The sequence below is a fragment of the Streptomyces sp. NPDC088116 genome, from assembly GCF_044741745.1.
Taxonomy (GTDB): Bacteria; Actinomycetota; Actinomycetes; order Streptomycetales; family Streptomycetaceae; genus Streptomyces.
The window spans coordinates 648,197-675,145 of sequence record NZ_JBIUTF010000001.1 but is presented as its reverse complement, the minus strand read 5'-3'; the positions used below and the strand labels follow the sequence as shown (position 1 = coordinate 675,145).

Below are 26,949 nucleotides of genomic sequence, written 5' to 3'. Positions count from 1 at the left end.
ACCCGCTACAACGCTCCCTTGCGTGTGAGGTGACTGAAGCTCAGCCAGCCCGGGAGCACCGGCAGCCACAGTGTCAGCAGCCGGTACAGCAGCACGGCGGGCGCGGCGACCTCCTTCGGGAGCCCCACCGCGAGCAGACCGAGCGTCAGCGCGCCCTCGACCGCGCCCACACCGCCCGGAGTCGGCGCCGCCGAGCCCAGCGCGTTGCCCGCCAGGAAGACCACCGCGATGCTCGCGTAGCTCAGCTGCTGGTTGCCGTTGTCGAAGGCCCGGATCGAGGCGTCCAGGCACATCACGAACACGCCGGTCAGCAGCAGCATCCCGCCGATGCCGGTGAGCAGCTTCATCGGCCGCTGGAGTACGTCGAGCATGCGCGGCACCACACCGGCGAACAGCGAGCGCAGCCGGGTCACGACGAACTTCCTCAGGAAGGGGATCGCGGTGACGACCAGCACCAGTACGGCGACCGTCAGCAGCCCCGCGATCACCGTCCTGGACGGGGTGAGTGACGCGGTCTTCTCCGTGCCGGTGAGATAGCCGAAGGACAGCAGCAACAGGATGTGCGCGCCGAGCCCGAAGAGCTGGGAGGCGCCCACGCTGGCCACGGCGAGCCCCGGGCGTACGCCCGAGCGCTGGAGGAAGCGCGTGTTCAGCGCCACCCCGCCGACCGCCGCCGGAGCGACGATCTTCACAAAGGATCCGGCGACCTGCGCGACCACGGTCCGTCCGAACGGCACCCGTTCGGGGACGAAGCCCAGCAGGCTCATCGCCGCCGCGACATAGCTGAGCGCGGAGAACGCGGCCGCCGCGGCGACCCAGCCCCAGTGCGCGTCGCTGATGACCGTGCCGAAGTCCACCTGCGTGATCTGGGTGAGCAGGAAGTACGCGGCGACCGCCCCGGCGATGAAGCTGATGAGCGTACGTGGCTTGATGCGCTCCAGCCGGACCGGTTCGACCGGCGCCTGCGGCCTGATCAGCAGGACCTGCTGGCGCATCTGGGAGAGCAGATCCTCCTCGCGGGCCTCGTCGAGCGCCTCGTCTATGGCCCGCTTCTCCGCCTGCTTCTCGGCGCGCATCGACTTACGGGCGGCCTTGCGGTCACCGTCGGACGCGGCGGACTCCGCCACCTTGGCGCGCTTGTTCGTCTCGGACGCGGCGAGCACCGCCTCGCGCTCGCGCTGCGACCGCTCACGGGCGAGCCTGCGCAACGTCGCGCGCGAGGAGCGGCTCAGCGCGATCGGCTGGAGCAGTGGCAGGGAGTCGGCGATGGAGTCGGGGCCCATGACCTCGACCGCGGCGGCGACGGAGCGCTCCGCGCCCACGCGCAGGCCCATCGTGGTGAGCATCTGCGCGGTGTCCATGCGCAGCACGAGATCACCCGCCGCGATCTCGCCGCCGCGCAGTTCGGTGAGGATGACTTTGCCGGAACGATCCACCACGAGCGCGTCGCCGGTGAGCCTGCGGTGTGCGATGCGCCGTGACTGGAGCGCCTTGACCTGGCGCCAGGCGCTCCGTACGAGCTCGTCCGTGATCTCCGAGTCCGGCAGCGAGTCCAGCGACCTGGCGCCCAGGTGCTCGTACACGAGCATGACGGCGTCGGGTCCCAGCTCGGATGTGGCGATCAGTTTGGGGGCGTTGGCCCCGGCGGCGATGGCCGCGTACGCGAGCAGTGCTTCCTGTTCGAGGGCCTGGCGCAGGGAGGGGATGGATCTGCGGGTGGTGATGGAGCGCAGGGTCAGCTGCCGCCAGAGCCGGTAGAAGAAGCCCTGCGCCTGTTGTTCGCGGTCGACGACGGTGACGTCGAGCGGTGGCCCGTTCTCCAGCGTGACCATGTAGCGGCGGCCCCGGTCGCCCTGCTCGGCGGCGTCGGCGATGTCCTCGGCGCGCATCGCGCTGACCGGGCGGAAACCGACATGGCGCAGACCCGCCATCAAAGTCTGCCCGGTGGGCCGTACGTTGGGCGAACCGACCGTGTAGAGCGTGCCGTACGCCACGGTCCAGCCGATCAGCACGGTCAGCATGATCGAGAACGGTGTGGTGTAGCCGGCGACCAGCATCGCGAACGCGTCGAGCAGCAGCACCACCCAGAGCACCACGCGCCAGCGGGGTCTGCGGGCCATCCCCACGGCCGTCATATAGGCGATGACGGGGGCGAGATAGCCGTGTACGGGGTCGGTGAGCCCGGAACCGGCCTGCGGGCGGGTCAGGGCGTCCTGGATCGTGCCGGGGGCGGATCGGGCGACCCAGAGATCGGTGGCGAGGGTGACGCCGTGGGCCAGTACGGCGGCGAGCACGCCGTCCGCGATCCGCAGTCCGTCGCGTTTGATCAGCCGCTCGATCGCGAACGCGACCGGGACGAGCAGCACGGCGATGCTGGACACCAGACCGGCCAGTTTGACGATCAGGTCGGGGGCCTGGCCCGTGCCCTTGCTGATGTCCTGTTCGAGGCCCGACGTGGTGCCGTGGGCGAAGGCGGAGAGGCCGAGGACGACGGCGATGGCCAGCACACCGACGAGCAGACGCAACAGATCGGAGGGGCGGTGGACGCGGGCCGCGAGCAGCGGTTCGTCGCCGGAGACCCGGTCGGCGCGGGTCGCTCCGTCGTCGCCGTCGCCGTCGTCGCTCTCGCTGTGGCCGTTGCCTTCGTGTTCGCCGTCGTGGGGCCCGTCGGTGGCCGGGGGGGTGCCGTTCGGGGGCGGCCTGCCGCCGGAGTCGGCTTCCGGATCGCCGTCCCGTCGCCGGCCGGTGCCGGTGTCCGGGCGCGACTCAGCGCCAGAGGTACTCGCCGCCGCGGAAGGCCGCACGACCCGCTCCTCTGCCGAACCCGTCTCTTCTTGATCTCGTATCACCAGTCACCGCCGGGACGATGGTGGCACGAGCCGACGACAGAGGGGGGCATCAGGGTGCATTGCGGGGGCATCGGGCCGGTGAGACGTCCTTCTCCGCAGATGTGTGTACGCAGGGTGACTCGACGGATGCGCTGCGATGAGGGGACGCGGCCCGACTGTCGGTGCCGTGCGGCAGGATGGACCGGGTGAGGGATGACGACTCGACCGGGGAGCCGGTCACGGGACCGGCCGGAGAACCGCCGGTCGGAAGGACGTCGGGCGCAGAGCCGCCCGTCGGAGGGGAGCCGCGGCTGCCCGAGTACGCGGAGCGGGTGCTGGACGTGGCCGAGCTGATCCCGCCGGGCCGGGTGATGACGTACGGCGATGTCGCGGAGTGGCTCGGTGAGGCCGGACCGCGTCAGGTGGGCCGTGCCATGGCGCTCTACGGCGGAGCCGTGCCGTGGTGGCGCGTGGTCCGTTCCGACGGTGTGCTGCTGGCGGGCCATGAGCTGCGGGCCCTGGACCACTACCGGGAGGAGGGCACCCCGCTGCGGGAGGCGGCGCGCAGCGCCGACGGGCATCTCCCGCGCCTCGACATGAAGCGGGCGCGGTGGGACGGCTCGGGCGCGGGCGATACGGCTCACATATGACAGCTTCCGCCATCGGGTCGCACTCCGGGAGGTCCGGCGGCGCCGCTGAGGACCGTACGGTCGATGAGGCGGCGCGGGGAACACCTGACGTGGCGCGGCGGCTGATGCCGTGCGGGACGGCGCGGTGCCTGGTGCCGTACGGCAGGCGGTGTCCGACGTCGTACGGGAAACGGCGCGCGGGAGCGGGCGGAGCGGAGCGTCCTGTGCACCGGCGTGCGGACCGGCGTCCGGTCGGCGAGCCCGACGGCCTCGGTCCCGGCGCCCTCCACTCCGGCGGTCTCCACTCCGGCCGTCTCCGTCCCGTCCGCGGTCTCCGTCCCGGACGCTCGGCCGCGTCCGGCCGCCCGACGGCGTAGCGTCGGCGGCGCGCGCCGCACGCGCCCAAGGCAGCCCCGTCACCACCAGCACCCCCTCCAGGACCGGCGATCCACGTGAGCTCCTCCTCTTTCACCGGGCGTACCCCGCACCATCGGGTACGGCAGCGGACCCCGGGCGCGTACCGACTGGTGCGTACTCCGCCGGTCCCGGTGGGTCCCCCTCTGCTGGACGCAGCGCAGCGCGCGGTGGTTGACCACGAGGGCGGGCCGCTGCTGGTGCTGGCGGGCCCCGGTACGGGCAAGACCACGACGCTCGTGGAGTCCGTCGCCGAACGGATCGCCCAGGGGACGGACCCCGAACGGATCCTGGTCCTCACCTTCAGCCGTAAGGCGGCCGTGGAGCTGCGCGACCGTACGGCCGTCCGGCTCGGCGGCACACGCGGGCCGCAGGCGACCACCTTCCACTCCTTCTGCTACGCGCTGATCCGCGCGCACCAGGAGGCCGAGCTGTTCACCGAACCGCTGCGGCTGCTCTCCGGCCCCGAACAGGACGTCGCCGTACGTGATCTCCTCGCGGGCCAGATCGACCTGGAGCGCGAGGGACGGGGGCGCGTGCGGTGGCCGGACGAGCTGCGGGCGTGTCTCACGACGCGCGGTTTCGCCGACGAGGTACGGGCCGTGCTCGCCCGCAGCCGTGAACTGGGCCTCGGGCCCGATTCGCTGGCGGTGTTCGCGCGGCGCACCGGCCGCCCCGACTGGTCGGCCGCCGCGTCCTTCCTCGCCGAGTATCTGGACGTCCTGGACATGCAAGGGGTGCTCGACTACGCGGAGCTGGTCCACCGCGCGGTGCTGCTCGCCCGGCGTCCGAAGGTCGCGGAGCGCCTCGCGGAGCGGTACGACGCGGTGTTCGTGGACGAGTACCAGGACACCGACCCGGCGCAGGTCCGGCTGCTGCAAGCACTCGCGGGCCGGGGGCGCACGCTGGTCGCGTTCGGCGACCCGGACCAGTCGATCTACGCCTTCCGGGGCGCCGATGTGAACGGCATCCTCGAATTCCCGCACGCCTTCCCCCGCGCTGACGGCCGCCCGGGGCCGGTACGGATCCTCACCACCTCCCGCCGTTCCGGAGCGCGGCTGCTGGCGGCGACGCGGCTGCTGACCCGCCGTATGCCGCTGCCCCGGCTGCCGGCCGAGAAGGTACGGGAGCACCGGGATCTGGCGGCGGTACGCGAGGGCGGCCGGGTCGAGACGTACACCTTCCCGACCCCGTCGACGGAGCTGGACAACATCGCCGACATCCTGCGCCGCGCGCATCTGGAGGACGGTGTCCCGTGGAACGACATGGCGGTCCTGGTCCGCGCGGGAGGCCGTACGCTCCCCTCGATCCGCCGTGCTCTGACCTCGGCGGGCGTCCCGTTGGATGTGGACGGCGACGATGTTCCCCTCCGTCATGAACCGGCGGTGTCGCCGCTGCTGACGGCGCTCCGCTCGGTGGCGGAGGCGGCCCTCGGACAGCCGTCCCGGGAGCGGGCACGACCCGCCGGGGACGGTTCCGTCGAAGAAGACGCACCGGCCGGGAGCCCCGCCCCGGTCTCCGCGCCCCCTTCCGGCCCGGCACCCGACGTCGAGACCGCACTCACCCTCCTCACCTCCCCCCTCGGCGGCATGGACGCCGCTGACCTGCGGCGGCTCGGGCGGGCGCTGCGCGACGAGGAGCGGGCCGGGGGGAACCGGGTGCCGGAGGCCTCCGACGTACTGCTCGCCCGTGCGCTCGCCGAGCCCGAGCGGCTGGTGGCGCACGACCCGGCGTACGCCCGCGGCGCACAGCGGCTCAGCGCGCTGTTGCGCAAGGCGCGCGAGCTGCTCGAAGGCGGCGGTACCGCCGAAGAGGCCCTCTGGGAGCTGTGGATCGGCACCACCTGGCCGGGACGGCTCGAACGCTCCGCCCTGCGCGGCGGCGCGGCCGGCCGTAACGCCGACCGCGACCTCGACGCCGTATGCGCCCTGTTCGACGCCGCCGCCCGAGCCGAGGCGCGTACCGGCGGCCGGGGCGCGCTGAACTTCCTGGAGGAACTCGACGCCCAGGACATCGCCGCCGACACCCTCAGCCGCAGGGCGGTACGCCCCGATGCCGTACGCCTGATGACGGCGCACCGTTCCAAGGGCCTTGAATGGCGGCTGGTCGTCGTCGCGGGCGTGCAGGAGGGCCTCTGGCCCGACCTGCGGCGCCGGGGGTCTCTCCTGGAGGCGGACAGGATCGGCCGTGACGGCCTCGCCGAACCCCTCACTCCTGGCGCCCTCCTTACGGAGGAGCGCAGGCTTTTCTACGTAGCGGCGACCCGCGCGCGCGAGCGCCTCGTCGTGACCGCCGTCAAGGCCCCCGCCGACGACGGCGACCAGCCCTCCCGCCTCCTCGCCGAACTCGGCGTCGAGCCCCGGGACATCACCGGCCGTCCCCGCCGCCCGCTCGCCGTCGCCGCGCTCGTCGCCGAACTGCGCGCCACCACCGTCGACCCGGAGGCGACCCCGGCCCTCCGCGACGCCGCCGCCCGGCGCCTCGCCCGGCTCGCCGCGCTCAGCGACGAGGACGGCCAGGCGCTGGTCCCCTCCGCGCACCCGGACCGCTGGTGGGGCCTGTACGAGCCGACCCGCAGCGCCGTCCCGCTTCGGGACCGCGACCAGCCCGTCGCGCTCTCCGGCAGCGCCCTGGACCAGCTGGCGAACACCTGCGCGCTCCAGTGGTTCCTGGGGCGCGAGGTGAAGGCGGACGAGCCCGCCACCGCCGCCCAGGGGTTCGGCAACGTCGTACACGTCCTCGCCGACGAAGTGGCCTCCGGCCGCACCCCCGCCGACCTCGATGTCCTGATGGAACGTCTGGACTCCGTATGGGACGCGCTCGCCTTCGACGCCCCGTGGAAGTCCCAGCAGGAGAAGGACCACGCGCGCGTGGCGCTCGAACGCTTCCTGCGCTGGCACGTGATGGACCGTGGCGGCCGCACATCCGCCGCCACGGAGCACGGGTTCGACGTCACGCTCGCCGCGGGCACGTACGAGGTGCGGATCAGGGGCTCCATGGACCGCGTCGAACAGGACGGTGAGGGCCGCGCGTACGTCGTCGACTTCAAGACCGGCAAGCACGCCCCCACCAAGGACGAGGTCGCCCACCACCCCCAGCTCGCCGTCTACCAGCTCGCCGTCCGCGAGGGGGCGCTGGACGAGGTCTTCGACGGCCACCGCCCGGAACCCGGCGGCGCCGAACTCGTACAGCTGCGCCAGCCCGCGCCCAAGAAGGAGGGCGGCGAGGAACTCCCCAGGATCCAGGCGCAGGAGCCGCTCGCGGGGGAGTGGGTGGGCGACCTCCTGACCACCGCCGCCGGACGCGTCCTGGACGAGCGCTTCACCCCCACCACGGGCCAGCACTGCGCGAACTGTGCCTTCCGCGCGTCGTGCAGCGCGCAGCCGGAGGGCCGGCAGATCGTGGAGTGAGCGGAGTGGAGCGGGTGGCGTGAGCGGGGGTGCGCGGAGCGCGGAGCGCCCGGAACGTGACGGGTGTCCGGTGCCTGTGGATCCCGTGCCCGTGGATCCCGCCCCGCGCCCGTGACCCGGCGCTGTCAGTGGTGGCGGATAGCCTCTCTGAGGTGCCCGTACACCTCACCGATCCCGAGCAGCTCAAGGAGCTTCTCGGGATCCCGTTCACCCCGGAGCAGATGGCCTGCGTCACCGCGCCGCCCGCCCCGCAGGTCATCGTGGCCGGAGCCGGGTCGGGGAAGACGACGGTGATGGCGGCCCGGGTGGTGTGGCTGGTGGGCAGCGGGCAGGTCGCCCCCGAGCAGGTCCTCGGGCTCACGTTCACCAACAAGGCGGCGGGCGAGCTGGCCGAGCGGGTCCGTAAGGCGCTCGTACGGGCCGGGGTCACGGACCCCGACGCCATCGACCCGGCCCACCCGTCGCCCGGCGGCCACCCTCCGGCCGGGACCCGGAGCGCCGACCCCTCCGACTCGCCCGGCGAGCCCCGCATCTCCACGTACCACGCCTTCGCCGGTCGGCTGCTGACCGACCACGGCCTGCGGATCGGGCTCGAACCGACCGCCAGGCTGCTCGCCGACGCCACCCGCTTCCAGCTCGCCGCGCGGGTGCTGCGGGAGGCGCCGGGACCGTATCCCGCCCTGACCAAGACACTCCCCGCCCTGGTCAGCGATCTGCTCGCGCTCGACTCCGAGCTGGCCGAGCATCTCGTACGGCCCGGCCAACTCGGGGCGTACGACACGGAACTGCTGCACACCCTGGACGGCGTGACGCTCAGCAACGCCGAGCTGCGCAAGGTCCCCGAGACCGTCGCCGCCCGCCATGAGCTGCTCGAACTGGTGGGGCGTTACCGCGAAGCCAAGAGCGCCCGAGGTCTCCTCGACTTCGGCGACCAGATCGCCCTCTCCGCCGAACTCGCCTCCACCAGACCCGAGGTCGGCTCCCTCCTCAGGGACGAATTCCGGGTCGTCCTGCTCGACGAGTACCAGGACACCTCGGTCGCCCAGCGGCTCCTCCTCTCCGGACTCTTCGGCGGCGGCACCGGCCACGCGGTCACCGCCGTCGGCGACCCCTGCCAGGCGATCTACGGCTGGCGCGGTGCCTCCGTCGCCAACCTGGACGACTTCCCCGCCCATTTCCCGCACACCGACGGCGCCCCCGCCGCCCGCTTCTCCCTCAGCGAGAACCGCCGCAGCGGCGGCCGTCTCCTCGACCTCGCCAACGGCCTGGCCGAGCCCCTGCGCGCGATGCACGAAGGCGTCGAGGCGCTGCGGCCCGCGCCCGGAGCCGAGCGCGACGGCAGCGTGCGCTGCGCCCTGCTCCGTACGCACGCTGAGGAGATCGAGTGGCTCGCCGACTCGATCTCCCACCTGGTGCGCACGGGCAAGGAGCCCGGCGAGATCGCCGTCCTGTGCCGTACGGCGGGGGACTTCCCGGAGATCCAGGGCGCCCTGGTGGCCCGTGACGTGCCCGTCGAGGTCGTGGGCCTGTCCGGACTGCTCCATCTCCCCGAGGTGGCCGATCTCGTCGCGATGTGCGAGGTCCTCCAGGACCCCGGCGCCAACGCCTCGCTCGTACGGCTCCTCACCGGACCCCGCTGGCGCATCGGCCCGCGCGACCTCGCGCTGCTGGGCCGCCGCGCCCGGCTGCTCGTCCACCGGGGCACGGGCCCCGACGCGGACGACCTCGACGCGCGGCTCGCCGCCGCCGTCGAGGGCACCGACCCCGCCGAGGTCATCTCGCTGGCCGACGCCCTCGACACCTTCCTGGAGTCGGCCGGCACCCCGCAGGACGGGCTGCCCTTCTCCGCCGCCGCCCGCCGCCGCTTCGCCCGTCTCGCCACCGAACTGCGCGAACTGCGCAGGTCCCTGGCCGACCCTTTGATGGACGTCCTGCACCGCGTCCTGTCCACCACCGGTCTTGAGGTCGAACTCTCCGCGTCGCCGCACGCCCTGGCCGCCCGCCGCCGCGAGACGCTCGGCAATTTCCTCGACATAGCGGCCTCCTTCGCCGCGCTCGACGGCGAGGCCGGTCTGCTGGCCTTCCTGGGGTTCCTGCGTACGGCCGCGCAGTACGAGAAGGGCCTGGACAACGCCCTGCCGGGCGGCGAGAACACGGTGAAGGTGCTCACCGCGCACAAGTCCAAGGGGCTGGAGTGGGATGTGGTCGCCGTCCCCGGCCTGGTCACGGGCCAGTTCCCGAACGGCAAGGCTCGCGAGGCCTGGACATCCCAGCCGAAGGTCCTGCCGCACGCGCTGCGCGGCGACGCACCGACGCTTCCGGAGATCACGTCCTGGGACGCGAAAGGCCTCAAGTCCTTCAAAGCGGCGATGAAGGAGCACCAGCACACCGAAGAGCTGCGCCTCGGTTATGTCACCTTCACGCGCCCGCGCTCCCTGCTGCTCGGCTCGGGCCACTGGTGGGGCCCGAGCCAGAAGCGCCCCCGCGGCCCGTCGGACTTCCTGCACGCGCTGTACGACCACTGCGTGGCGGGCCACGGCGAGATCGAGGCCTGGGCGGACGAACCGGAGGAGACGGAGGAGAACCCGTCCCTGCGGGCGGAGTCCACGCCCCATCCCTGGCCCCTTCCTTTGGACGCGCGGTCCCTGGCCCGTCGCCAGATGGCGGCGGCCACGGTTCGGGCGCACCTGGAGGAGCTGAGGGCCGGGGACGGAGAGGAGACGGTTCCGCACGCCCAGGCCGCGGTGAGAGCCCTCGACGCCGTAGGAGCCGCAGATGCCACGGATGCGGTCTCCGCGACCGACACGGTGGTGGACGACGAGGTCGTCTGGGACGACCTGTTCGAGCCGGACGGCGAACCGGACCACGGTGATGTTCCGGACCACGGGGACGGTCCGGACCACGGGGACGGTCCGGATGACTGGGACGACAGAGACGCTTGGGACGACAGAGACGCCTGGGACGAAGGAGACGACGAGTTCGACGGAGACCACGATTTCGGCGGGGTGACCGCGCGGGCCGGGGAAAGCCTCCACGCGGCCGTCCCCGGCCCCCGGAAGCCGCCCCCGCCCCTGCCGCCGGCTGCGGCTGCGGCAGCGGAGGACGAAGCCCGCCTCACCCCCGAGGAGACCCGCACCCTCGCTTCTTGGGACCGCGATCTGGACGCCCTCGCCGGCGAGCTGCGGCGGGCCCGTGCCACCGTCCGGGACGTATCCGTACCGCCGTCCCTCTCCGCCTCCCAGCTGCTGCGCCTCGCCGCCGATCCCGACGGCTTCGCCCAGGAGCTGGCGCGCCCCATGCCGCGTCCCCCGCAGCCCGCCGCCCGGCGCGGCACCCGGTTCCACGCCTGGGTCGAGTCGAGGTTCGAGGAGCTGCCGCTGCCCATGCTCGGACCCGACGAGCTGCCGGGAGGGTACGAGGACGAGCCCGAGATCGCGGACGAGCGCGACCTGTCCGCGCTCAAAGCGGCGTTCGAGCGCACCCCGTACGCCCGGCGCACGCCGTACCGCCTGGAGGCGCCGTTCCACCTGACCCTCGCGGGCCGGATGATCCGGGGCCGTATCGACGCCGTCTACCGTCATGTCCGCCGCGATCAGGCGACGGGCGAGGAGACGTACACGTACGAGATCGTCGACTGGAAGACCAACCGTTCACGTACCGCCGACCCTCTCCAGCTCGCCGTCTACCGCCTCGCCTGGGCCGAGCAGCACGGCCTCCCGCTGACAGCGGTCACGGCCGCGTTCCTGTACGTACGCACGGGCGAGGTGGTCCACCCCGGCGGCCTTCCCGGTCGCGCGGAGCTGGAACGTGTCCTCACCGGTGAGCAGGCGGAGGACAGTGCGGAAACGGAGGGCAGCGAGGAAAAGGACAGCAGCGCGGAGACGGAGAGCGGCACGCGGGCGCGGGCCGCCGGGGGCGGCGGCAACGGGGACGGGGACGCTCCCACGGACGAGCGATCCACGGAACCGGCAGACCGGACCGCTCCCCGAGCCCGTTAGGCTCGACGTCATGAGCGACATCCCGGACAGCGTCGTCCGTACGTACATCCAGACCCACCGCGCCGCCTTCCTCGACGACCTCGCCGACTGGCTGCGCATCCCTTCCGTATCCGCCCAACCCGACCACGACGCTGACGTGCGGCGCAGTGCCGACTGGCTCGCCGCCAAACTCAAGGAGACCGGCTTCCCGGTCACCGAGATCTGGGACACACCAGGCGCCCCCGCCGTCTTCGCCGCATGGCCTTCCGCGGACCCGGACGCCCCGACCGTGCTGGTCTACGGACACCACGACGTCCAGCCGGCCGCCCGCGAGGACGGCTGGCACACCGACCCCTTCGAACCGGTCGTGCGGGACGGCCGGATGTACGCGCGGGGCGCCGCCGACGACAAGGGGCAGGTGTTCTTCCACACGCTCGGTGTACGGGCCCATCTGGCCGCCACCGGCCGTACCACCCCCGCCGTCCACCTCAAGCTCCTCGTCGAGGGCGAGGAGGAGTCGGGCTCCCCGCACTTCCGCGCCCTGGCCGAGGAGCACGCGGAGCGCCTGGCCGCGGATGTCGTGATCGTCTCCGACACCGGGATGTGGTCGCGGGACACCCCGACCGTCTGCACCGGCATGCGCGGGCTCGCCGACTGCGAGATCGAGCTGTACGGCCCCGACCAGGACATCCACTCCGGGTCCTTCGGCGGCGCCGTCCCGAACCCGGCCACCGTCGCCGCCCGCCTGGTCGCCGCCCTGCACGACGAGCACGAACGGGTCACGATCCCCGGCTTCTACGACGAGGTTGCCGAACTCACCGAGGCCGAGCGTGCCCTGATCGCCGAGCTGCCGTTCGACGAGGAGGAATGGCTGCGTACGGCGAAGTCCCACGGCACCCTCGGCGAGGCCGGACACACCACCCTGGAGCGCGTCTGGGCCCGCCCGACGGCCGAGGTCAACGGCATCGGGGGTGGCTACCAGGGCCCCGGCGGCAAGACGGTCATTCCGTCCTCCGCCCAGCTGAAGCTCTCGTTCCGCCTGGTCGCCGGGCAGGATCCGGAGCGTATCGAGCGGTCCGTACGGGACTGGGCCGAGGCCCTGATCCCGGCCGGAATCAGGGCCAAGATCAGCTTCGGCGGGGCCACCCGCCCCTGTCTGACCCCGCTGGACCATCCCGCGCTCCAGTCGGTCGTACGGTCCATGGGCCGTGCCTTCGGCCAGAAGATCCGCTTCACCCGCGAGGGCGGTTCGGGACCGGCCGCCGATCTCCAGGAGGTACTGGGTGCGCCGGTGCTCTTCCTGGGTATCTCCGTACCGTCCGACGGCTGGCACGCGCCGAACGAGAAGGTCGAACTGGACCTCCTCATGAAGGGTGTGGAAACCACCGCCTACCTCTGGGGCGACCTGGCCGCCACCGCTCCACAGAGCGGCTCGCCAGAGCGCCCCTGAATACCCCGTTGAACACTCCGCTGAACAGAAACCCTTCACCCGGGGGAGTTGGAAAGTACCTGTGAGCACCCTCAGCAGTCACGCCACCGCACACCGACCCATCGGTCTCACCGCGCACAGCGGTATCGACCGCGCGGCGCACCACCGTCTCGACGAGGCCTGGCTGGCGGCGGCCTGGAGTCACCCGACGACCAGGGTCTTCGTGGTGTCGGGCGGGCAGGTGCTGATCGACGACACCCCTGACGGCCGTACCGAACTGGTCATGACCCCGACCTTCGAGGCGCCCGTCACCGAGACCCACCGTTACTTCCTCGGTACGGACGAGGGCGGCGTCCGCTACTTCGCCCTCCAGAAGGACACACTTCCCGGCCGCATGGACCAGTCGGCACGGCCCGCGGGCCTGCGTGAGGCCGGAGTGCTGCTCTCGGCGCGTGACGCGGGCCTGATGGTGCATGCCGTGGCGCTGGAGAACTGGCAGCGGCTGCACCGCTTCTGCTCCCGCTGCGGCGAGCGCACGGTGATCGCGGCGGCCGGCCACATCCGCCGCTGCCAGGCCTGCGGCGCCGAGCACTACCCCCGGACCGACCCGGCGGTGATCATGCTGGTTACCGACGAGGAGGACCGCGCGCTCCTGGGCCGCCAGGTGCACTGGCCCGAGGGCCGGTTCTCCACGCTCGCGGGCTTCGTGGAGCCGGGCGAGTCGATCGAGCAGTCGGTGGTCCGCGAGGTCTTCGAGGAAGCGGGCGTCACGGTCGGCGACGTCGAGTACATCGCCAGCCAGCCCTGGCCGTTCCCGTCGAGCCTGATGCTGGGCTTCATGGCCCGCGCCACGTCCTCGGAGATCACGGTGGACGGCGAGGAGATCGAGGAGGCGCGCTGGTTCTCCCGCGAGGATCTGCGTACCGCGATCGAGACGGGCGAGATCCTCCCCCCGGCGGGCATCTCGATTGCCGCCCGCCTGGTGGAGCTCTGGTACGGCAAGCCCTTGCCGAAGCCGATCACCTGAGGCGTACGTCGGGGGCCCGAGCTGTACGCCGGTGGGCGTATGCCGGCCGACCCGAGCGGTGCGCCGGTCGCGTGAGACGTATGACAGAGCCCCCGCCGGCCTCGCCGGGCGGGGGCTCGCGTCACTCGCGGCAGGTGCGGTCAGTGCCCTCAGGCGCCCACGCCGACCTTCTGCTTGACCTGGGCCAGCGAGGGATTCGTCAGCGTCGAGCCGTCCTCGAACAGCACGGTCGGCACCGTCTGGTTGCCGCCGTTCGCCTTTTCGACGAAGGCCGCCGATTCCGGGTCGTGCTCGATGTTGATCTCCGTGTACCCGATGCCCTCGCGGTCCATCTGGCCCTTCAGCCGACGGCAGTATCCGCACCACGTGGTGCTGTACATCGTCACAGTGCCCGGCATCTTCTCGCGCTCCTTTGCTCTGACCGAATGCGTCGCCCGAAGCGTCGCCGCATTGTGTCGAACGTACGTGACCCGGTCACCATTCCCGCCGGGTCCGGGTCCGGGTCCGGGTCCGGGTCCGGGTCCGGGGCCGGGTCCGGGTGGTGCCCGCGCCGAAGCACCGTATTCGTATGACCAATGAGGCTCCCCTGTGGACAACCGCCGCAGCCGTCCCGGGGGACCTGGCAGCATGGCGGGGTGACAACAGCAACGCACTCCCCACTGTTCTCGCGGGAATCCGAAGGCAGCCAGATCGTGGCTCCGCCGCGCGACGCCGACGCGGTGCTCGACGGGCTCGACCCCGAGCAGCGCGAGGTCGCGACGGCCCTGCACGGGCCGGTGTGCGTGCTGGCGGGAGCCGGCACGGGCAAGACGCGCGCCATCACCCACCGGATCGCCTACGGGGTGCGCGCCGGGATACTCCCACCCGCCGGAGTGCTCGCCGTCACCTTCACCAACCGCGCCGCGGGCGAGATGCGCGGGCGGCTGCGGCAGCTCGGCGCGGGAGGCGTTCAGGCGCGTACGTTCCACGCTGCGGCGCTCCGCCAGCTCCAGTTCTTCTGGCCCAAGGCGGTCGGCGGCGAGCTGCCGAGGCTGCTGGACCGCAAGGTCCAGCTGGTCGCCGAGGCCGCGGCCCGCTGCCGGATCCGGCTCGACCGCAATGAACTGCGGGACGTCACCAGCGAGATCGAGTGGTCGAAGGTCACCCAGACCGTGCCGGCCGACTATCCGGCGGCCGTCGCCAAGTCCCCCCGCGACGCCCCGCGCGACCCGGCGGAGATCGGCCAGATCTACGGGATGTACGAGCAGCTCAAGCGCGAGCGCTCGGTGATCGACTTCGAGGACGTCCTGCTGCTCACGGTCGGCATCCTCCAGGACCGGCACGACATCGCCGACCAGATCCGCCGTCAGTACCAGCACTTCGTGGTGGACGAGTATCAGGACGTCAGCCCGCTCCAGCAGCGGCTGCTCGATCTCTGGCTGGGGGACAGGGAAAGCCTCTGCGTCGTCGGCGACGCCAGCCAGACGATCTACTCCTTCACCGGAGCCACCCCCGACCACCTGCTGAACTTCCGCACCCGGCATCCCAACGCCACGGTGGTGAAGCTCATCCGGGACTACCGCTCCACCCCCCAGGTGGTCCATCTCGCCAACGGCCTGCTGAACCAGGCGAGCGGCCGGGCCGCCGAGCACCGCCTGGAGCTGATCTCGCAGCGCGACCCGGGCCCCGAGCCGGTCTGCACGGAGTACGGGGACGAGCCCACCGAAGCCGAGGGCACCGCCCGCCGGATCCGCGATCTGATCGCCGCGGGCGTCCCGGCCGGTGAGATCGCCGTGCTCTACCGCATCAACGCCCAGTCGGAGGTCTACGAACAGGCCCTCGCCGACGCGGGAGTCCCGTATCAGCTGCGCGGCGCCGAGCGGTTCTTCGAACGCCAGGAGGTACGGGAAGCGGGCGCCGCGCTGCGCGGAGCGGCCAGGTTCGGGGGCAACGACTCCCTGCTGGACGATGTCGTCGAACTGCCCTCGCAGGTGCGGGCGGTGCTCTCCACCAAGGGATGGACCACCGAGCCCCCGACCGGATCGGGCGCGGTCCGGGACCGCTGGGAATCCCTGGCCGCCCTGGTCCGTCTCGCCGAGGACTTCGTCCGGGCTAAGCCGACGGCGACGCTGGCCGATCTGGTGGCGGAGCTGGACGAGCGCGCTGCCGCGCAGCACGCGCCCACCGTGCAGGGCGTCACGCTCGCCTCGCTCCACGCGGCGAAGGGACTGGAGTGGGACGCGGTGTTCCTCGTCGGGCTCACCGAGGGCATGGTGCCGATCACCTACGCCAAGACCGATGAGCAGATCGAGGAGGAGCGCAGGCTTCTCTACGTGGGAGTCACCCGTGCGCGGCTGCACCTCTCCCTCTCCTGGGCCCTCTCCCGTTCGCCCGGCGGCCGGGCCTCCCGGCGTCCCACCCGCTTCCTGAACGGGCTGCGTCCCGGCTCCACGGCCCCCGGCGCCCGGGACACGGCGGCGGGCGCGAGAAGCTCCGTCGAGCGCGGCAGCGCGGCCCGGCGCAGGCAGCGGGGCCCCGCGCGCTGCCGGGTGTGCGGCCGGACGCTCACCGACGCCGGTGAGATGAAGCTCATGCGCTGCGAGGACTGCCCCTCCGACATGGATGAGGCACTGTACGAGCGGCTGCGTGACTGGCGCGCCGAGCAGGCCCAGCAGCTGAGCCAGCCCGCGTACTGCGTGTTCACCGACAAGACGCTGATGGCGATCGCGGAGGCCGTACCGGGCAGTGCGGGCGAGCTGGCCGGGATCTCCGGAGTCGGCCGCCGCAAGCTGGACCGGTTCGGAGCCGATGTGCTGGCCATCTGCGCTGGTGAGGAGCTTGCGGTGGACGACGAGGACACCTGATGCAAACTCGTCGAAAAAATAGTTTGCGCCCGCCCCGGGAATCCCCATAGGTTCTTAACCACGGAAACAACGGCTTCTCCGAAGCCCGGTTCCCGTGCTCTACTTAGCACAAGCAGTACATGTCCATACACATGTGACTGGTCTTCGGGCCGGTCCTCGAGACGCCGAGAGGAGGCGATTCCTGTGATCAACGTCAACAACAACCTTGTCAGCACCGTCAAAATGACCGATCGCTCGGTCGTCTCCGCATGCATGCTCGGCTTCTCCGGTTCCGAACTGATTGCCAGTGGTCTGTCCGCCGCCCTCTCCGTGCGCCCCGTCGTTCTGTCGGGTCTGTCTCTGTCGGGTCTTCCCGTCCGAGAGCGCGCTGTCCCGGAGTGCGATGAGCGACCGACCAAGGCACTGGAAGCAGGAGTAGCGGCGGCAGAGGCCAAGGCCTATGCCTTTGCGGCGACCGGTGCCGAAACCAAGACGCAGACGCAGCATCACACGATGTGGGCCTTCCGTGGGCTCGAACCCTGGAGCGATCCAGCCTGATCGAGAATCAGGCCGGCGCCTTCAGGGCCGCGGAACCCCACCCGGGATCCGCGGCCCTTCTGTTTGTCCCGAACGGGAGAGACGGAGCGAAGGGGCCTCGGGACAAGAACCACCCGGTACCAAGCCGACACCCGGCAAACAGGCCGGACCGACCAGACGAGGAACGACACCCCGTGCAACTCGATGCGCACGCCCCGTCCGTACCGCCTTCCGAAGCGATCGCCCCGCTCAGTTCCACGGAGGACTCCACCTTGACCCCGCTGACCGCGCTCACCGCGCTCGACGACGCCATCGAGAACCTCGGCGTACCCGTTCCGTGCCGTGCCTACGACCCGGAGGTCTTCTTCGCCGAGTCCCCGGCCGATGTCGAGTACGCGAAGTCCCTCTGTCGTAGCTGCCCGCTGGTCGAGGCCTGCCTCGCCGGCGCCAAGGACCGGCGTGAGCCGTGGGGTGTCTGGGGCGGCGAGCTCTTTGTCCAGGGTGTGGTCGTGGCCCGCAAGCGGCCGCGTGGCCGTCCGCGCAAGAACCCGGTCGCGGCATGAACGCGTCCGGAACCATCGACCGTCCCTATACGCACGATCCCCAGAAGCAGGCTCCGATGACCTCTTCCACGAGCGAGCCGTACGGCTCCGCCACCCCAGCCGTCACCACCACGGGCGCGAACGACACGCGTCAGAACAGGACCCGCGAGATGCAACTCATCCCAGAAGCCCTGGCTCGCGCGCATATGGATGAACGTATGCGCCAAGTCGAAGCGGAACGCCGGGCCTCGCGCCTGGTCGCCGCCCGGCGGATCCAGCGCCGTGCCGAGCGTGTGTCGCTGCGCGCCCGCCGCGCGCTGGCCATGGCGGTCATGCAGTAACAAGTGAGCGAGCAAGCCGGCCGAACGGTCGGCGAGTGTCACTCCGCTCTCACTGCGAGGGGGCCGGTCCGGAAGGACCGGCCCCCTCGGGCGCATCCTGAGGCTGCGTCCGCGCCCCTCAGGCGTCCGGCTCGGCTGCCGTGTCGGCGTCGGCCTCATCCGCCGACTCCTCCAGAAACCCGGACAGCCAGGCCTCCAACTCGTCCCGGAGCCGCACCGTCGCACCCAGTTGGCAGAGCACACCGATGGTGCTCAGTGTGACGCGGTGTATCAGCAGATACGACGGTGGCAGATTCAGCTGCCTGCCCAACTGGTGCGCGGGGGAGCGCGGATCGGCGATCCGGCCCGCCTGGTCGCGCATCCAGCTCCGGGTGAAGGTGAACTCCTCGACCGCCGCCGGCTCGATGATCGGCAGCAGATAGTCCTGCACCGCGTCCGGGTCGAGATCGATGGAATCCTTGATGAATCCCTCACCCCGCAGCCGGTCGTACACCGCCTGGGCGTCGCCCTCCAGCGTCATCCGCAGGGCCTCACCGATGGTGCCGGGCAGTCCGCCCGGCAGCCGGTCCACCGTGCCGAAGTCCAGTACACCCAGCCGGAATTCCCCCTCCGGGGCGTCTTCCCCTCCGTCCAGGGGCGGCAGCAGCCGGAAGTTCCCCGGATGCGGATCCGCGTGCAGCAGACCGGTGCGCGCCGGACCCGAGAACAGGAACCGGGCCAGCAACTGCCCCGCCCGGTTCCGCTGCTCGGGCGTCCCGTCGGAGATCACCTCCGCCAGCGGTATGCCGTCCATCCACTCGGTCACCAGCACCTGCTCGCCCTGATGAACGACGTCCGGCACCACCACATCCGGATCGTCCGCGAACTCCACCGCGTGTGCCCGCTGTGCCTCGGCCTCCAGGCCGTAGTCCAGCTCCTCGGACACCCGGTCGCGCAGCTCGGTGATCAGCGGCTTGATGTCCATCCCCGGGATCAGCGGCCCCAACAGCCTGGCGAACCGGCTCAGCTGGGTCAGATCGGACAGCAGCGCCTCCCCGGCTCCCGGATACTGCACCTTGACCGCGACCTCGCGGCCGTCGTGCCACACCCCCCGGTGCACCTGGCCGATCGACGCGGCGGCCGACGGCTTGTCCTCGAACTCCGAGAACAGCTCGCGCCACTCCTCACCCAGCCGCTCCGCCATCACCGCGTGAACCGTACGGGTCGGCATCGGCGGCGCCGCTTCCTGGAGCTTGGTGAGCGCCGCCCGGTAGGGCCCGGCGATCTCCTCCGGCAACGCGGATTCGAAGACGGACAGCGCCTGCCCGAACTTCATGGCGCCGCCCTTGAGCTCACCGAGCACCTTGAAGAGCTGGTCGGCCGTGCGTTGTTGCAGTTCCCGGGAGACGATCTCCGCGGATTTCCCGCCGATCCGTTTGCCAAGGCCCCAGGTGGCCCGGCCGGCGAAGCCCAGTGGCAACGTCGCCAGCTTCGCGGTGCGGGTGACCGCCTTCCGGGGAAGATCAGACATTGTGCCCCTCCTTGTAGGGATCCTCGCTGACGGCACCAGACGCCTTGAGCCGATCGTCCGCCTCTTCCTCGAGGAGCTCTTCATCCCAGACAGCCATGCCGCGTACGGCGGTTACCCGGCCATTGTGTCGTGCGGCGCCCCTGCTTCCGTGATGCGCTCCCCCTCTCTGCTCCCGGCCGCCCCGCACGGGCAGCCCGGATGGGGTTCCATCTGCTCCGAGCGCCAGTCCAGCAACGGGAGAGACGCCTCCCATCGTGCACCCGTACTGGCGGGCAGCTCCCCGTCCAGGAACGACAGAGCATGGGCCGCCGCGAGTCCCGCCACCGTGGTGGCCAGCCCCAGATCGCACGCCGGTACCGACGATGTCCCGCGCCCGGAGAGCCACTGCGCCAGCATGCGCGGCCAGGTCGGATCACGGTCCGCCCGCGCTCGCGCGATACAGCCCGCACAGGCCGTGCCACCGGGCAGCACCAGAGGCCCGACCAGACCCGTGGCCTCGATCACCCCCGTATAGAGATGAGGAGTACCCGTGACGAGCCAGGGCTGGGCCGCGCCCGGATCGGGGACATAGGCGGCGAGTCCGTCGCGGGGAGCGAGGATCACCAGGGAGAGGCCCGGCTCACCGTCTCCGCGCGACTCGGTGTCCTGCGCCCTCGGCCCACGCCCCGGGGCCGACCGCCGGACCAGCTGCCGGGCCGCCGCGTCCCGCCGCTCGCCGACGGAATCCGCGGGCAGCCCGGCGGGTGTCACGTCCCAGGCCTGCGCGCACCCGCCGTCCAGCACATCGACCTGTCCCACCCCGGACGCCGAGAGCACCGCGGCTACGGCCGATCCGACCCGGCCGGCGCCCCGGACCTGGACCCGCATCTCCCGTCGTGCCGCCAGCCGCCTCATCCCCGCCCCCGGCTCCCGGTGAATGACGGAGAGCGACGCGAGGTCGGGCCGCAACCGGTCGATGTCCTTCGCCCGTTTCCTGAACGCCTCGGCCGCCCGGCCGCCCGCCCCCGGTGAATCGATGAGCCCCGCCGCTGCCAGCCGCGCCACCAGTGAGTCGGCCAGGCCGTCCGGCAGCCCCATCGAGCGGGCCTCCTCCCGCAGCAGAGGCAGCCCCCGCGTCCCGTCGAGCAGCTCCATAAAACTGCCCGTGGCCGTATCGACCGGGCCGACCCGAACCGCGTGCGCGGGCGTCACCCCGAATTGCACCGTCTGACGCTCCCGCCACGCACGCCGCAGCGCGGGCTTCATCATCGGACGCATATCGCCCTCCCCGTTTTCTCGCTCGCCGATCCCCGAGATCTCCTCGGTCTCCGCGATCCCGAGTTCTCAGAATGCAGGGAAGTGGCAGATGGTGTGGAAAGTTATCCACAGCTGCGGGTGTTAGTCGTTCAAATGGTGCATGACGGAGAGTGGATCAAGATCGAACCATCCCGGAGGCGGGACTTCCCCCACGCACAGCGGGTAACGTCGGGGCGTGTCCGCCGATCCTTCTCCTCGCCTGGCAGAGGAGACCTCATCGCACAGCGCCGAAGGTGAAACGAGTGGCGTGACAGACCGTCCGCCCCGCGCCTCGGCGACGAGCGCTGTCGAGGTCCGCCGGAGCGCCCGCCGCAGCAGAACGGTCTCGGCCTACCGCGAGGGCGACCGGACCATCGTGCTCATCCCCGCCCGGATGTCGGAGGCGGAGGAACAGCGCTGGGTGTCGGTGATGCTCGACAAACTCGCCGCGCAGGAGTCCAAGCGTCTCCTCGGCGACAGCGAGCTGATCGAGCGGGCCGAGCGCCTCTCCGCCCAGTACTTCGGCGGCAGGCCCCGGCCCGCCTCCGTCCGGTGGGTGACCAACCAGAACACCCGCTGGGGTTCCTGCACCCCGGCGGAGGGCAGCATCAGGCTCTCGCACCGGCTCCAGGGCATGCCGGAGTACGTCGTCGACTATGTACTCGTCCACGAACTGGCCCATCTGCTGGTGCCGGGCCACGGTCCGCGGTTCTGGCGGCTGCTGGAGGCGTATCCCCGTACCGAGCGGGCCCGTGGTTATCTCGAAGGCGTGGTCGCCGCCGACCGGTTGCCGCAACCGCCGGTCGTGGGCGAAGAGTGACGATTCGATGATCCTGTACCGAGTGTGTACCGGCTTGGTCCGATGTCCGACCCAGCCGTTAGCCTTGCGCGACGTATTCACCTTCGGGATGGGGGACGGTCGTTACGCATGGCCAGGGAATTCCAGCGCGGCCACAAGGCCAAGATCAGTGATCTCACGCCAGGGACGGATCTGTACGTAGGCGTGCAGATCGCGGCTCCCGGGCTGACCTTCGACATCAGCTGTTTCGGCCTCGACGCCGATGAGCAGCTCTCGGACGACCGTTATTTCATCTTCTTCAATCAGCCGAAGTCGCCAGAGGAATCCGTCCAGTTGCTGGGATCCCAGGCGGGGGACACCGAGTCCTTCAGGGTGACCCTGGAGCGTATACCGGCGAATATCCACAAACTCTCGTTCACCGCCACCATCGATGGTGCCGGCCAGATGTCCCAGGTCGGCCCCGGATACATCCGTATCGTCGCGGGCGGCGAGGAAGTCGTCCGATACGCCTTCACCGGCTCGGAGTTCACCACCGAGCGTGCCGTGATGCTCGGCGACTTCTATTTGAAGGACGTCTGGCGGTTCGCCGCTGTCGGCCAGGGCTTCGATGGTGGACTCGACGCGCTGCTCAGGAATTTCGGCGGCGAGGTCGCCGAGGAGGAGCCCGCGCCCCAGCAGCCGCCGTCCGGAGGCCAGATCCCGGCCTTCGCCCCGCCCACGCAGACCGCCGCCCCCGCACCGTCCTTCGGTGCACCGGCGCCCCCACAGACACCTCACGTCCCGCAGACATCGCAGGTGCCGCACGCTCCGCAGGCGCCACAAGCACCGCAAGCTCCGCAGTCGGTGCATGCCGCACCGACCATCGAGGCGCCCATGGTCCCGCCGGGCGGTGCCGCTCCGCCGCCCGCGCCGTCACCGTACGGACAGCCGCCCCAACCGCCCCAGTTCGGCCAGGCTCCCGGCCAGCTCCCGGGCCAGCTTCCCGGACAGACCGCCCCGCCCGCAGCTCCGTCCCCGTACGGTCAGCCGGCCCCCGCTCCGTACGGCCGGCAGCCGCCCGGTCCGCCCCAGGGCACCCCGCACGGCGTGCCGCAAGGTGTCCCGCAGGGCGGCGGCGGTCTCCAGGCGGCCCTTCAGCCGTACAAGGAACTGCCCACGGGCCAGCGCTGGACCGCGCAGAACGGCCAGCTGGTGCGCGTGGACCTCGGTGCGGACGGCACCCCCGTCCTCGCCCGCCAGGGCAGCATGGTGATGTACCAGGGCAAGGTCGACTTCGGCTACAAGGGAGCCGGTTTCGCCGGACGTATCGTCGGTAACGCCACCGGCCAGGAGATGCAGCTGATGCGCTGCACCGGCCGTGGCCAGGTGTTCCTCGCCGAGGAAGGCGCACATCTGCATCCGGTCGAACTTCAGGGTGACGGCATCTGCGTCTCCGCCGAGAACGTGCTGGCCTTCGACGAGACCCTCCAGTACGAGGTCCGTCGTATCGAGGGCCATGGCATCCCCGGCGGCGCCCTGTTCACCATGCAGTTCCAGGGCACGGGAACCGTCGTCGTCAAGACCCACGGCACTCCGGTGGTCCTGCCCGTCACGCCCACGACCTTCGCCGACTGCAATGCCGTCGTCGCCTGGTCGTCCGCGTCCCAGGTGATCATCTCCAGCCAGGTCAGCCTGCGCCGTAACGCGTATCCCGGCCACAGCGGAGAGACCGTGAACCTCCAGTTCCGGGGAGCCCCCGGGAACTTCATCGTCGTCCAGCCGTACGAGGTCTGAGGGAGCCCGGACAATGAACCAGCAGCTGGCGGGCTTCGCCCCCACCCCCGTCACGGCCCGGATGGAGAACCACGGCCGCTCGATGCTCAAGGTCGCCATGGCCTCCGGCCAGGACCTGTTCGCACGCACCGGCTCGATGGTCTCCTACGAGGGCTTCATCCAGTACGAGCCGAACCCGCCCGCCCTGCGCCAGGTCGCCTCCCAATGGGCGACCGGTGAGGGCATGCCTCTGATGAAGTGCGCCGGTGACGGACTGCTCTATCTCGCCGACTACGGCGCGGATGTGGTCGTCATCAACCTCGACGGTGACGCGATCTCCGTCAACGGCACCAATCTGCTGGCCTTCGACGCGCACCTCCAGATGGGCGTCGAGCGGGTGAAGGGCCTGGCCAAGTTCACCGGTCAGGGCCTGTGGAACGTGCAGATCGCCGGGACCGGCTGGGTCGCCCTGACCTCGCGCGGTACACCGATCGTGGTCGACTGCGGCCGTGGCGAGGACGAGACCTATGTCGACCCGGACGCGCTCGTCGCCTGGTCACCGTCGCTCAAGGTGAAGGGCAAGCGCAGCTTCAAGGCCTCCGCTCTGATCGGGCGGGGCAGCGGTGAGGCGTATCAGATGGCCTTCTCGGGCCAGGGCATCGTCGTCGTACAGCCCAGCGAGGACAGCACCGACCGCCTGCGGGTCCGGGGCTGAGGGGGAGCGGGAACACATCATGCAGAGTCCACTTTTCGCCTACACGGAACAGCAGTCCCAGGACCGGTACGTCGTGCAGAACCCGCAGCTGCTGCGGGTCTCGCTCACCGGCCACGACGATCTCCTCGCCCGCAAGGGCGCGATGGTCGCCTACCAGGGGCTGATCGACTTCGACGGTGAGTACCAGTCGAACAACCAGCGGCGGGCCCGCGCGAACACAGGTGAAGGGCTGGACCTGATGCGCTGCCACGGGCAGGGCACGGTCTACCTCGCCAACCTCGCCCAGTACATCCATGTCGTCGAGGTCGACCACGACGGCATGACGGTGGACAGCGCCTATGTCCTCGCGCTCGACTCCACGCTGCATACCGATGTCATCGCGGTCGACAGCCAGTACGGCATCTCCGGCTCCGGCAAGTACCAGCTGAACATCTCCGGCCGGGGCAAGGTCGCGCTGATGACCTCGGGCCGGCCGTTGATGATGCAGGTCACGCCGGACAAGTACGTCAACGCCGACTCCGACGCGGTCGTCGCGTGGTCCTCCGCGCTGCGGGTGCAGATGCAGGCACAGACACATTCCTCGGGGGTACGGCGCCGGCGCGGCAACACCGGCGAGGGCTGGGAACTGAGCTTCCTCGGGCAGGGTTTCGCGCTCGTACAGCCCAGTGAGGTCATGCCGCCGCAGAACGCGGACATCGGGCAAGGACTGGCCGCACAGTTCGGCGCCGGTCAGCACGGAGCCCACGGCCAGAACCAGGGCAACGCCTGGAGCAGGTGAGACCGAAAGGGGCGCCCTTAGTGGAGGGCGCCCCTGCTCAACCGGTCCGTACCGAAAAGCTCCCCTACCCGCGCAGCGCGGCGCGTGTACGCTCCACCAGCCGCGCGACCGAGGCGTCGGCCATCCCCACGGCCTCGTCGTAGGAGAACCAGCGCAGGTCCAGCGACTCCTCGCTGATCGCCTCGACCGCTCCCGCCGGCGCCAGCGCCGCGTACTGGACATCGAGATGCCAGTGGCAGGGCGCCGGAATGGCGTGACGGTCCAGCTGGACCGGACCGACGGGCAGCAGCGTCAGCCCCGGGATGCCGGACTCCTCCGTCGCCTCCCGCAGAGCGGCGCGCTCCAGTGAGGCGTCGCCGGGCTCGCAGTGGCCGCCCATCTGGAGCCACATGCCGAGCTTCTTGTGGAGGGTCAGCAGGACGCGGCCCCGCTCCGGGTCGATCACCAGCGCGCTCGCCGTCAGATGCCCGGCCTCGCACGCTTTCCACATTCCGTCCGGGTGGGCCGCCAGATGGTCCAGGTAGAGCCCGCGCAGCTCCGGCTGGTCCTCGTACTTCTTCAGTACGAGGACGGCGTCGTCGTACAGGCTCACTTGTCGGTGTCGTCCTTGTCGTCCTTGCCGGAGTCCTGGCTGCCGGACCCCTGGCTGCCGGACCCCTGGCTGCCGGAGTCCTGGCCGTCGGTGTCGTCCTTCCGGAGATTCGGCCTGCCGCCGTCCGCCGCCTCGCCGAGCATCTTGTCCAGCTCGGAGAAGTCCGGCTGCTCGTGGTGGACGAAGCCGTCCGGGTCATCGAGGTCGGAAGCCGTCGGCAGCATGTCCGGGTGCTCCCACAGCCCGTCGCGCCCGTCGACACCCCGCGCGTCCGTGAGCGAGGCCCACAGCCGCGAGGCGTCCCGCAGCCGGCGTGGCCGCAGCTGGAGCCCGATGAGCGTGGCGAAGGTCTGCTCGGCGGGGCCGCCGGACGCCCGGCGCCTGCGCAGGGTCTCGCGCAACGCGTCCGCCGCCGTGAGCCTGCTCTTGGCTGCTTCGTGCACCACCGCGTCCACCCAGCCCTCGACCAGCGCGAGTGCCGTTTCGAGACGGGCCAGCGCGGTCTTCTGCTCGGGGGTGTCCTCCGGCTGGAACATGCCCTGCTGGAGCGCGTCCTGAAGCTCCTCGGGGTGTGTGGGGTCGAACTGACCGACCACGTCCTCCAGCTTGCTGGTGTCGACCTTGATGCCGCGGGCATAGCCCTCGACCGCCCCGAACATGTGCGACCGAAGCCACGGCACATGGGCGAAGAGCCGCTGATGAGCGGCCTCGCGCAGGGCCAGATAGAGCCGGATCTCGTCCTTGGGCACCCCGAGGTCCTTGCTGAACGCCTCGACGTTCAGCGGCAGCAGCGCGGCCTTGCCGGCCGGGCCCAGCGGCAGCCCGATGTCCGTCGAGCCGACCACCTCGCCCGCCAGCACCCCCACGGCCTGCCCGATCTGCTGGCCGAACATGGCGCCGCCCATGGAGCGCATCATGCCGATCAGCGGGCCCGCCACGGACTGCATCTCTTCGGGCAGCACTTCGCTCATGGCCGTGCCCACCCGCTCCGCGACCGGATCGACGAGCTGCTGCCACGCGGGCAGTGTTGCCTCGACCCACTCGGCGCGGCTCCACGCCACCGCCGTGTTCGCGCCGGAAGGCAGTGAGGTGACGCCGTCCAGCCAGAGGTCGGCCAGCCGGATCGCCTCGTCGACCGAGGCACGCTCGGCGGGCCCGACGCTCGCGTCCTTCGTACCGTCCGGCGTGCCCTGCGAGACCGTCTGCCGGGCGATCTGCTTGGCCATGTCCCAGTTCACGGGACCGCCCTCGTAGCTGAGCATCTGCCCGAGCTGCCGGAAGGCGGCGCCCAGGTCGTTGGGGTTCAGCGAGCCGAACATCGCGGCGAACGGATTGTCCGCACCGCCCGCGCCGCCCGGCAGCCCGAATCCTGCGAAGGGATTGCCGGGACCGCCTTGACCACCGGCACCCTGACCACCTCCGGCAGGGTCCTTCTTCTTGCCGTCGCCGTCCTCCGGCTCCTCCGGCGGAAGGCCGAATCCGAATGGGGTGTCACTCACGGGGTTCCTCGGCTCGTAGGGCCGCCGGCTTCCTGCCGGCGGCGGCTGCCCGACTACACCACCCAGCCTAAGC

19 protein-coding genes are annotated in these 26,949 nt (G+C 71.2%); 13 read left to right on the top strand and 6 right to left on the bottom strand.

From position 1 onward, the window contains the following. Positions 1–5 precede the first annotated feature (5 nt). Positions 6–2,804: a lysylphosphatidylglycerol synthase domain-containing protein gene (locus ACIOJD_RS02940; protein ID WP_401907891.1), complete on the bottom strand. Its 2,799-nt coding sequence runs from the start codon at positions 2,802–2,804 to the stop codon at positions 6–8. Between the two features lie 221 nt (positions 2,805–3,025). Here ACIOJD_RS02940 and ACIOJD_RS02935 point away from each other — a divergent pair, with 221 nt between their 5' ends. From ACIOJD_RS02935 to nudC, 5 genes are all read left to right on the top strand, one after another. Beyond that, the gene (locus ACIOJD_RS02935) at positions 3,026–3,478 is read left to right on the top strand and encodes an MGMT family protein (protein ID WP_401907890.1); all 453 of its coding nucleotides are present in this window, start codon (positions 3,026–3,028) and stop codon (positions 3,476–3,478) included. Positions 3,479–3,909: 431 nt separating this feature from the next. After that, complete coding sequence (locus ACIOJD_RS02930) at positions 3,910–7,281, top strand: ATP-dependent helicase (RefSeq protein ID WP_401907889.1); 3,372 nt, start codon at positions 3,910–3,912, stop codon at positions 7,279–7,281. 152 nt (positions 7,282–7,433) lie between these two features. Beyond that, positions 7,434–11,279, top strand: a complete 3,846-nt coding sequence (locus tag ACIOJD_RS02925; protein WP_401907888.1) for a UvrD-helicase domain-containing protein — start codon at positions 7,434–7,436, stop codon at positions 11,277–11,279. Positions 11,280–11,289: 10 nt separating this feature from the next. Further along, positions 11,290–12,708 carry a dipeptidase gene (locus ACIOJD_RS02920; RefSeq protein WP_401907887.1) on the top strand — a complete coding sequence of 473 codons (1,419 nt, stop codon included), beginning with the start codon at positions 11,290–11,292 and terminating at the stop codon, positions 12,706–12,708. 61 nt (positions 12,709–12,769) lie between these two features. Continuing rightward, positions 12,770–13,714, top strand: coding sequence for an NAD(+) diphosphatase (gene nudC / locus ACIOJD_RS02915; protein ID WP_401877461.1), 945 nt, complete (start codon positions 12,770–12,772; stop codon positions 13,712–13,714). A gap of 149 nt (positions 13,715–13,863) precedes the next feature. Here nudC and ACIOJD_RS02910 read toward each other — a convergent pair whose 3' ends face one another. Beyond that, positions 13,864–14,112 carry a mycoredoxin gene (locus ACIOJD_RS02910; protein WP_401877463.1) on the bottom strand — a complete coding sequence of 83 codons (249 nt, stop codon included), beginning with the start codon at positions 14,110–14,112 and terminating at the stop codon, positions 13,864–13,866. Positions 14,113–14,289: 177 nt separating this feature from the next. On the opposite strand from ACIOJD_RS02910, the gene ACIOJD_RS02905 reads away from it, so the two are divergent. The 4 genes from ACIOJD_RS02905 to ACIOJD_RS02890 all read left to right on the top strand — a co-directional run bounded on the left by ACIOJD_RS02905 (position 14,290) and on the right by ACIOJD_RS02890 (position 17,956). Then, entirely contained in the window at positions 14,290–16,557 is a 2,268-nt protein-coding gene (locus ACIOJD_RS02905; RefSeq protein WP_401907886.1) for an ATP-dependent DNA helicase UvrD2, read from the top strand. A 183-nt stretch (positions 16,558–16,740) separates the two neighbouring features. After that, positions 16,741–17,094: a hypothetical protein gene (locus ACIOJD_RS02900; RefSeq protein ID WP_401907885.1), complete on the top strand. Its 354-nt coding sequence runs from the start codon at positions 16,741–16,743 to the stop codon at positions 17,092–17,094. Between the two features lie 173 nt (positions 17,095–17,267). After that, a complete protein-coding gene (locus tag ACIOJD_RS02895; protein WP_401907884.1) occupies positions 17,268–17,636 on the top strand; it encodes a WhiB family transcriptional regulator in 369 nt (122 codons plus the stop codon). After that, positions 17,633–17,956: a hypothetical protein gene (locus ACIOJD_RS02890; RefSeq protein ID WP_401907883.1), complete on the top strand. Its 324-nt coding sequence runs from the start codon at positions 17,633–17,635 to the stop codon at positions 17,954–17,956. The genes ACIOJD_RS02895 and ACIOJD_RS02890 overlap by 4 nt, the downstream gene beginning before the upstream one ends. Before the next feature lie 118 nt (positions 17,957–18,074). On the opposite strand, the gene ACIOJD_RS02885 is transcribed toward ACIOJD_RS02890, so the two are convergent. Then, positions 18,075–19,466, bottom strand: coding sequence for an ABC1 kinase family protein (locus tag ACIOJD_RS02885; protein WP_401907882.1), 1,392 nt, complete (start codon positions 19,464–19,466; stop codon positions 18,075–18,077). A 111-nt stretch (positions 19,467–19,577) separates the two neighbouring features. Continuing rightward, entirely contained in the window at positions 19,578–20,723 is a 1,146-nt protein-coding gene (locus ACIOJD_RS02880) for a ThiF family adenylyltransferase (protein WP_401907881.1), read from the bottom strand. Positions 20,724–20,937: 214 nt separating this feature from the next. Between ACIOJD_RS02880 and ACIOJD_RS02875 the strand changes: the two genes are divergently transcribed. The 4 genes from ACIOJD_RS02875 (at position 20,938) to ACIOJD_RS02860 (ending at position 24,785) form a co-directional block, all read left to right on the top strand. Next, positions 20,938–21,561: a M48 family metallopeptidase gene (locus ACIOJD_RS02875; RefSeq protein ID WP_401907880.1), complete on the top strand. Its 624-nt coding sequence runs from the start codon at positions 20,938–20,940 to the stop codon at positions 21,559–21,561. 108 nt (positions 21,562–21,669) lie between these two features. Next, the gene (locus ACIOJD_RS02870; protein WP_401907879.1) at positions 21,670–23,313 is read left to right on the top strand and encodes a TerD family protein; all 1,644 of its coding nucleotides are present in this window, start codon (positions 21,670–21,672) and stop codon (positions 23,311–23,313) included. Between the two features lie 13 nt (positions 23,314–23,326). Further along, positions 23,327–24,007 (top strand): AIM24 family protein, encoded by a 681-nt coding sequence (locus ACIOJD_RS02865; RefSeq protein WP_401907878.1) that lies wholly within the window; start codon positions 23,327–23,329, stop codon positions 24,005–24,007. A 19-nt stretch (positions 24,008–24,026) separates the two neighbouring features. Further along, entirely contained in the window at positions 24,027–24,785 is a 759-nt protein-coding gene (locus ACIOJD_RS02860) for an AIM24 family protein (protein WP_401907877.1), read from the top strand. Positions 24,786–24,849: 64 nt separating this feature from the next. Here ACIOJD_RS02860 and ACIOJD_RS02855 read toward each other — a convergent pair whose 3' ends face one another. Together ACIOJD_RS02855 and ACIOJD_RS02850 are read right to left on the bottom strand one after the other, a co-directional pair. Continuing rightward, positions 24,850–25,377, bottom strand: a complete 528-nt coding sequence (locus ACIOJD_RS02855) for an NUDIX hydrolase (RefSeq protein WP_401907876.1) — start codon at positions 25,375–25,377, stop codon at positions 24,850–24,852. Next, complete coding sequence (locus tag ACIOJD_RS02850) at positions 25,374–26,876, bottom strand: zinc-dependent metalloprotease (RefSeq protein ID WP_401907875.1); 1,503 nt, start codon at positions 26,874–26,876, stop codon at positions 25,374–25,376. Before ACIOJD_RS02850 ends, ACIOJD_RS02855 begins: the two co-directional genes overlap by 4 nt. Between the last annotated feature and the right edge of the window lie 73 nt (positions 26,877–26,949).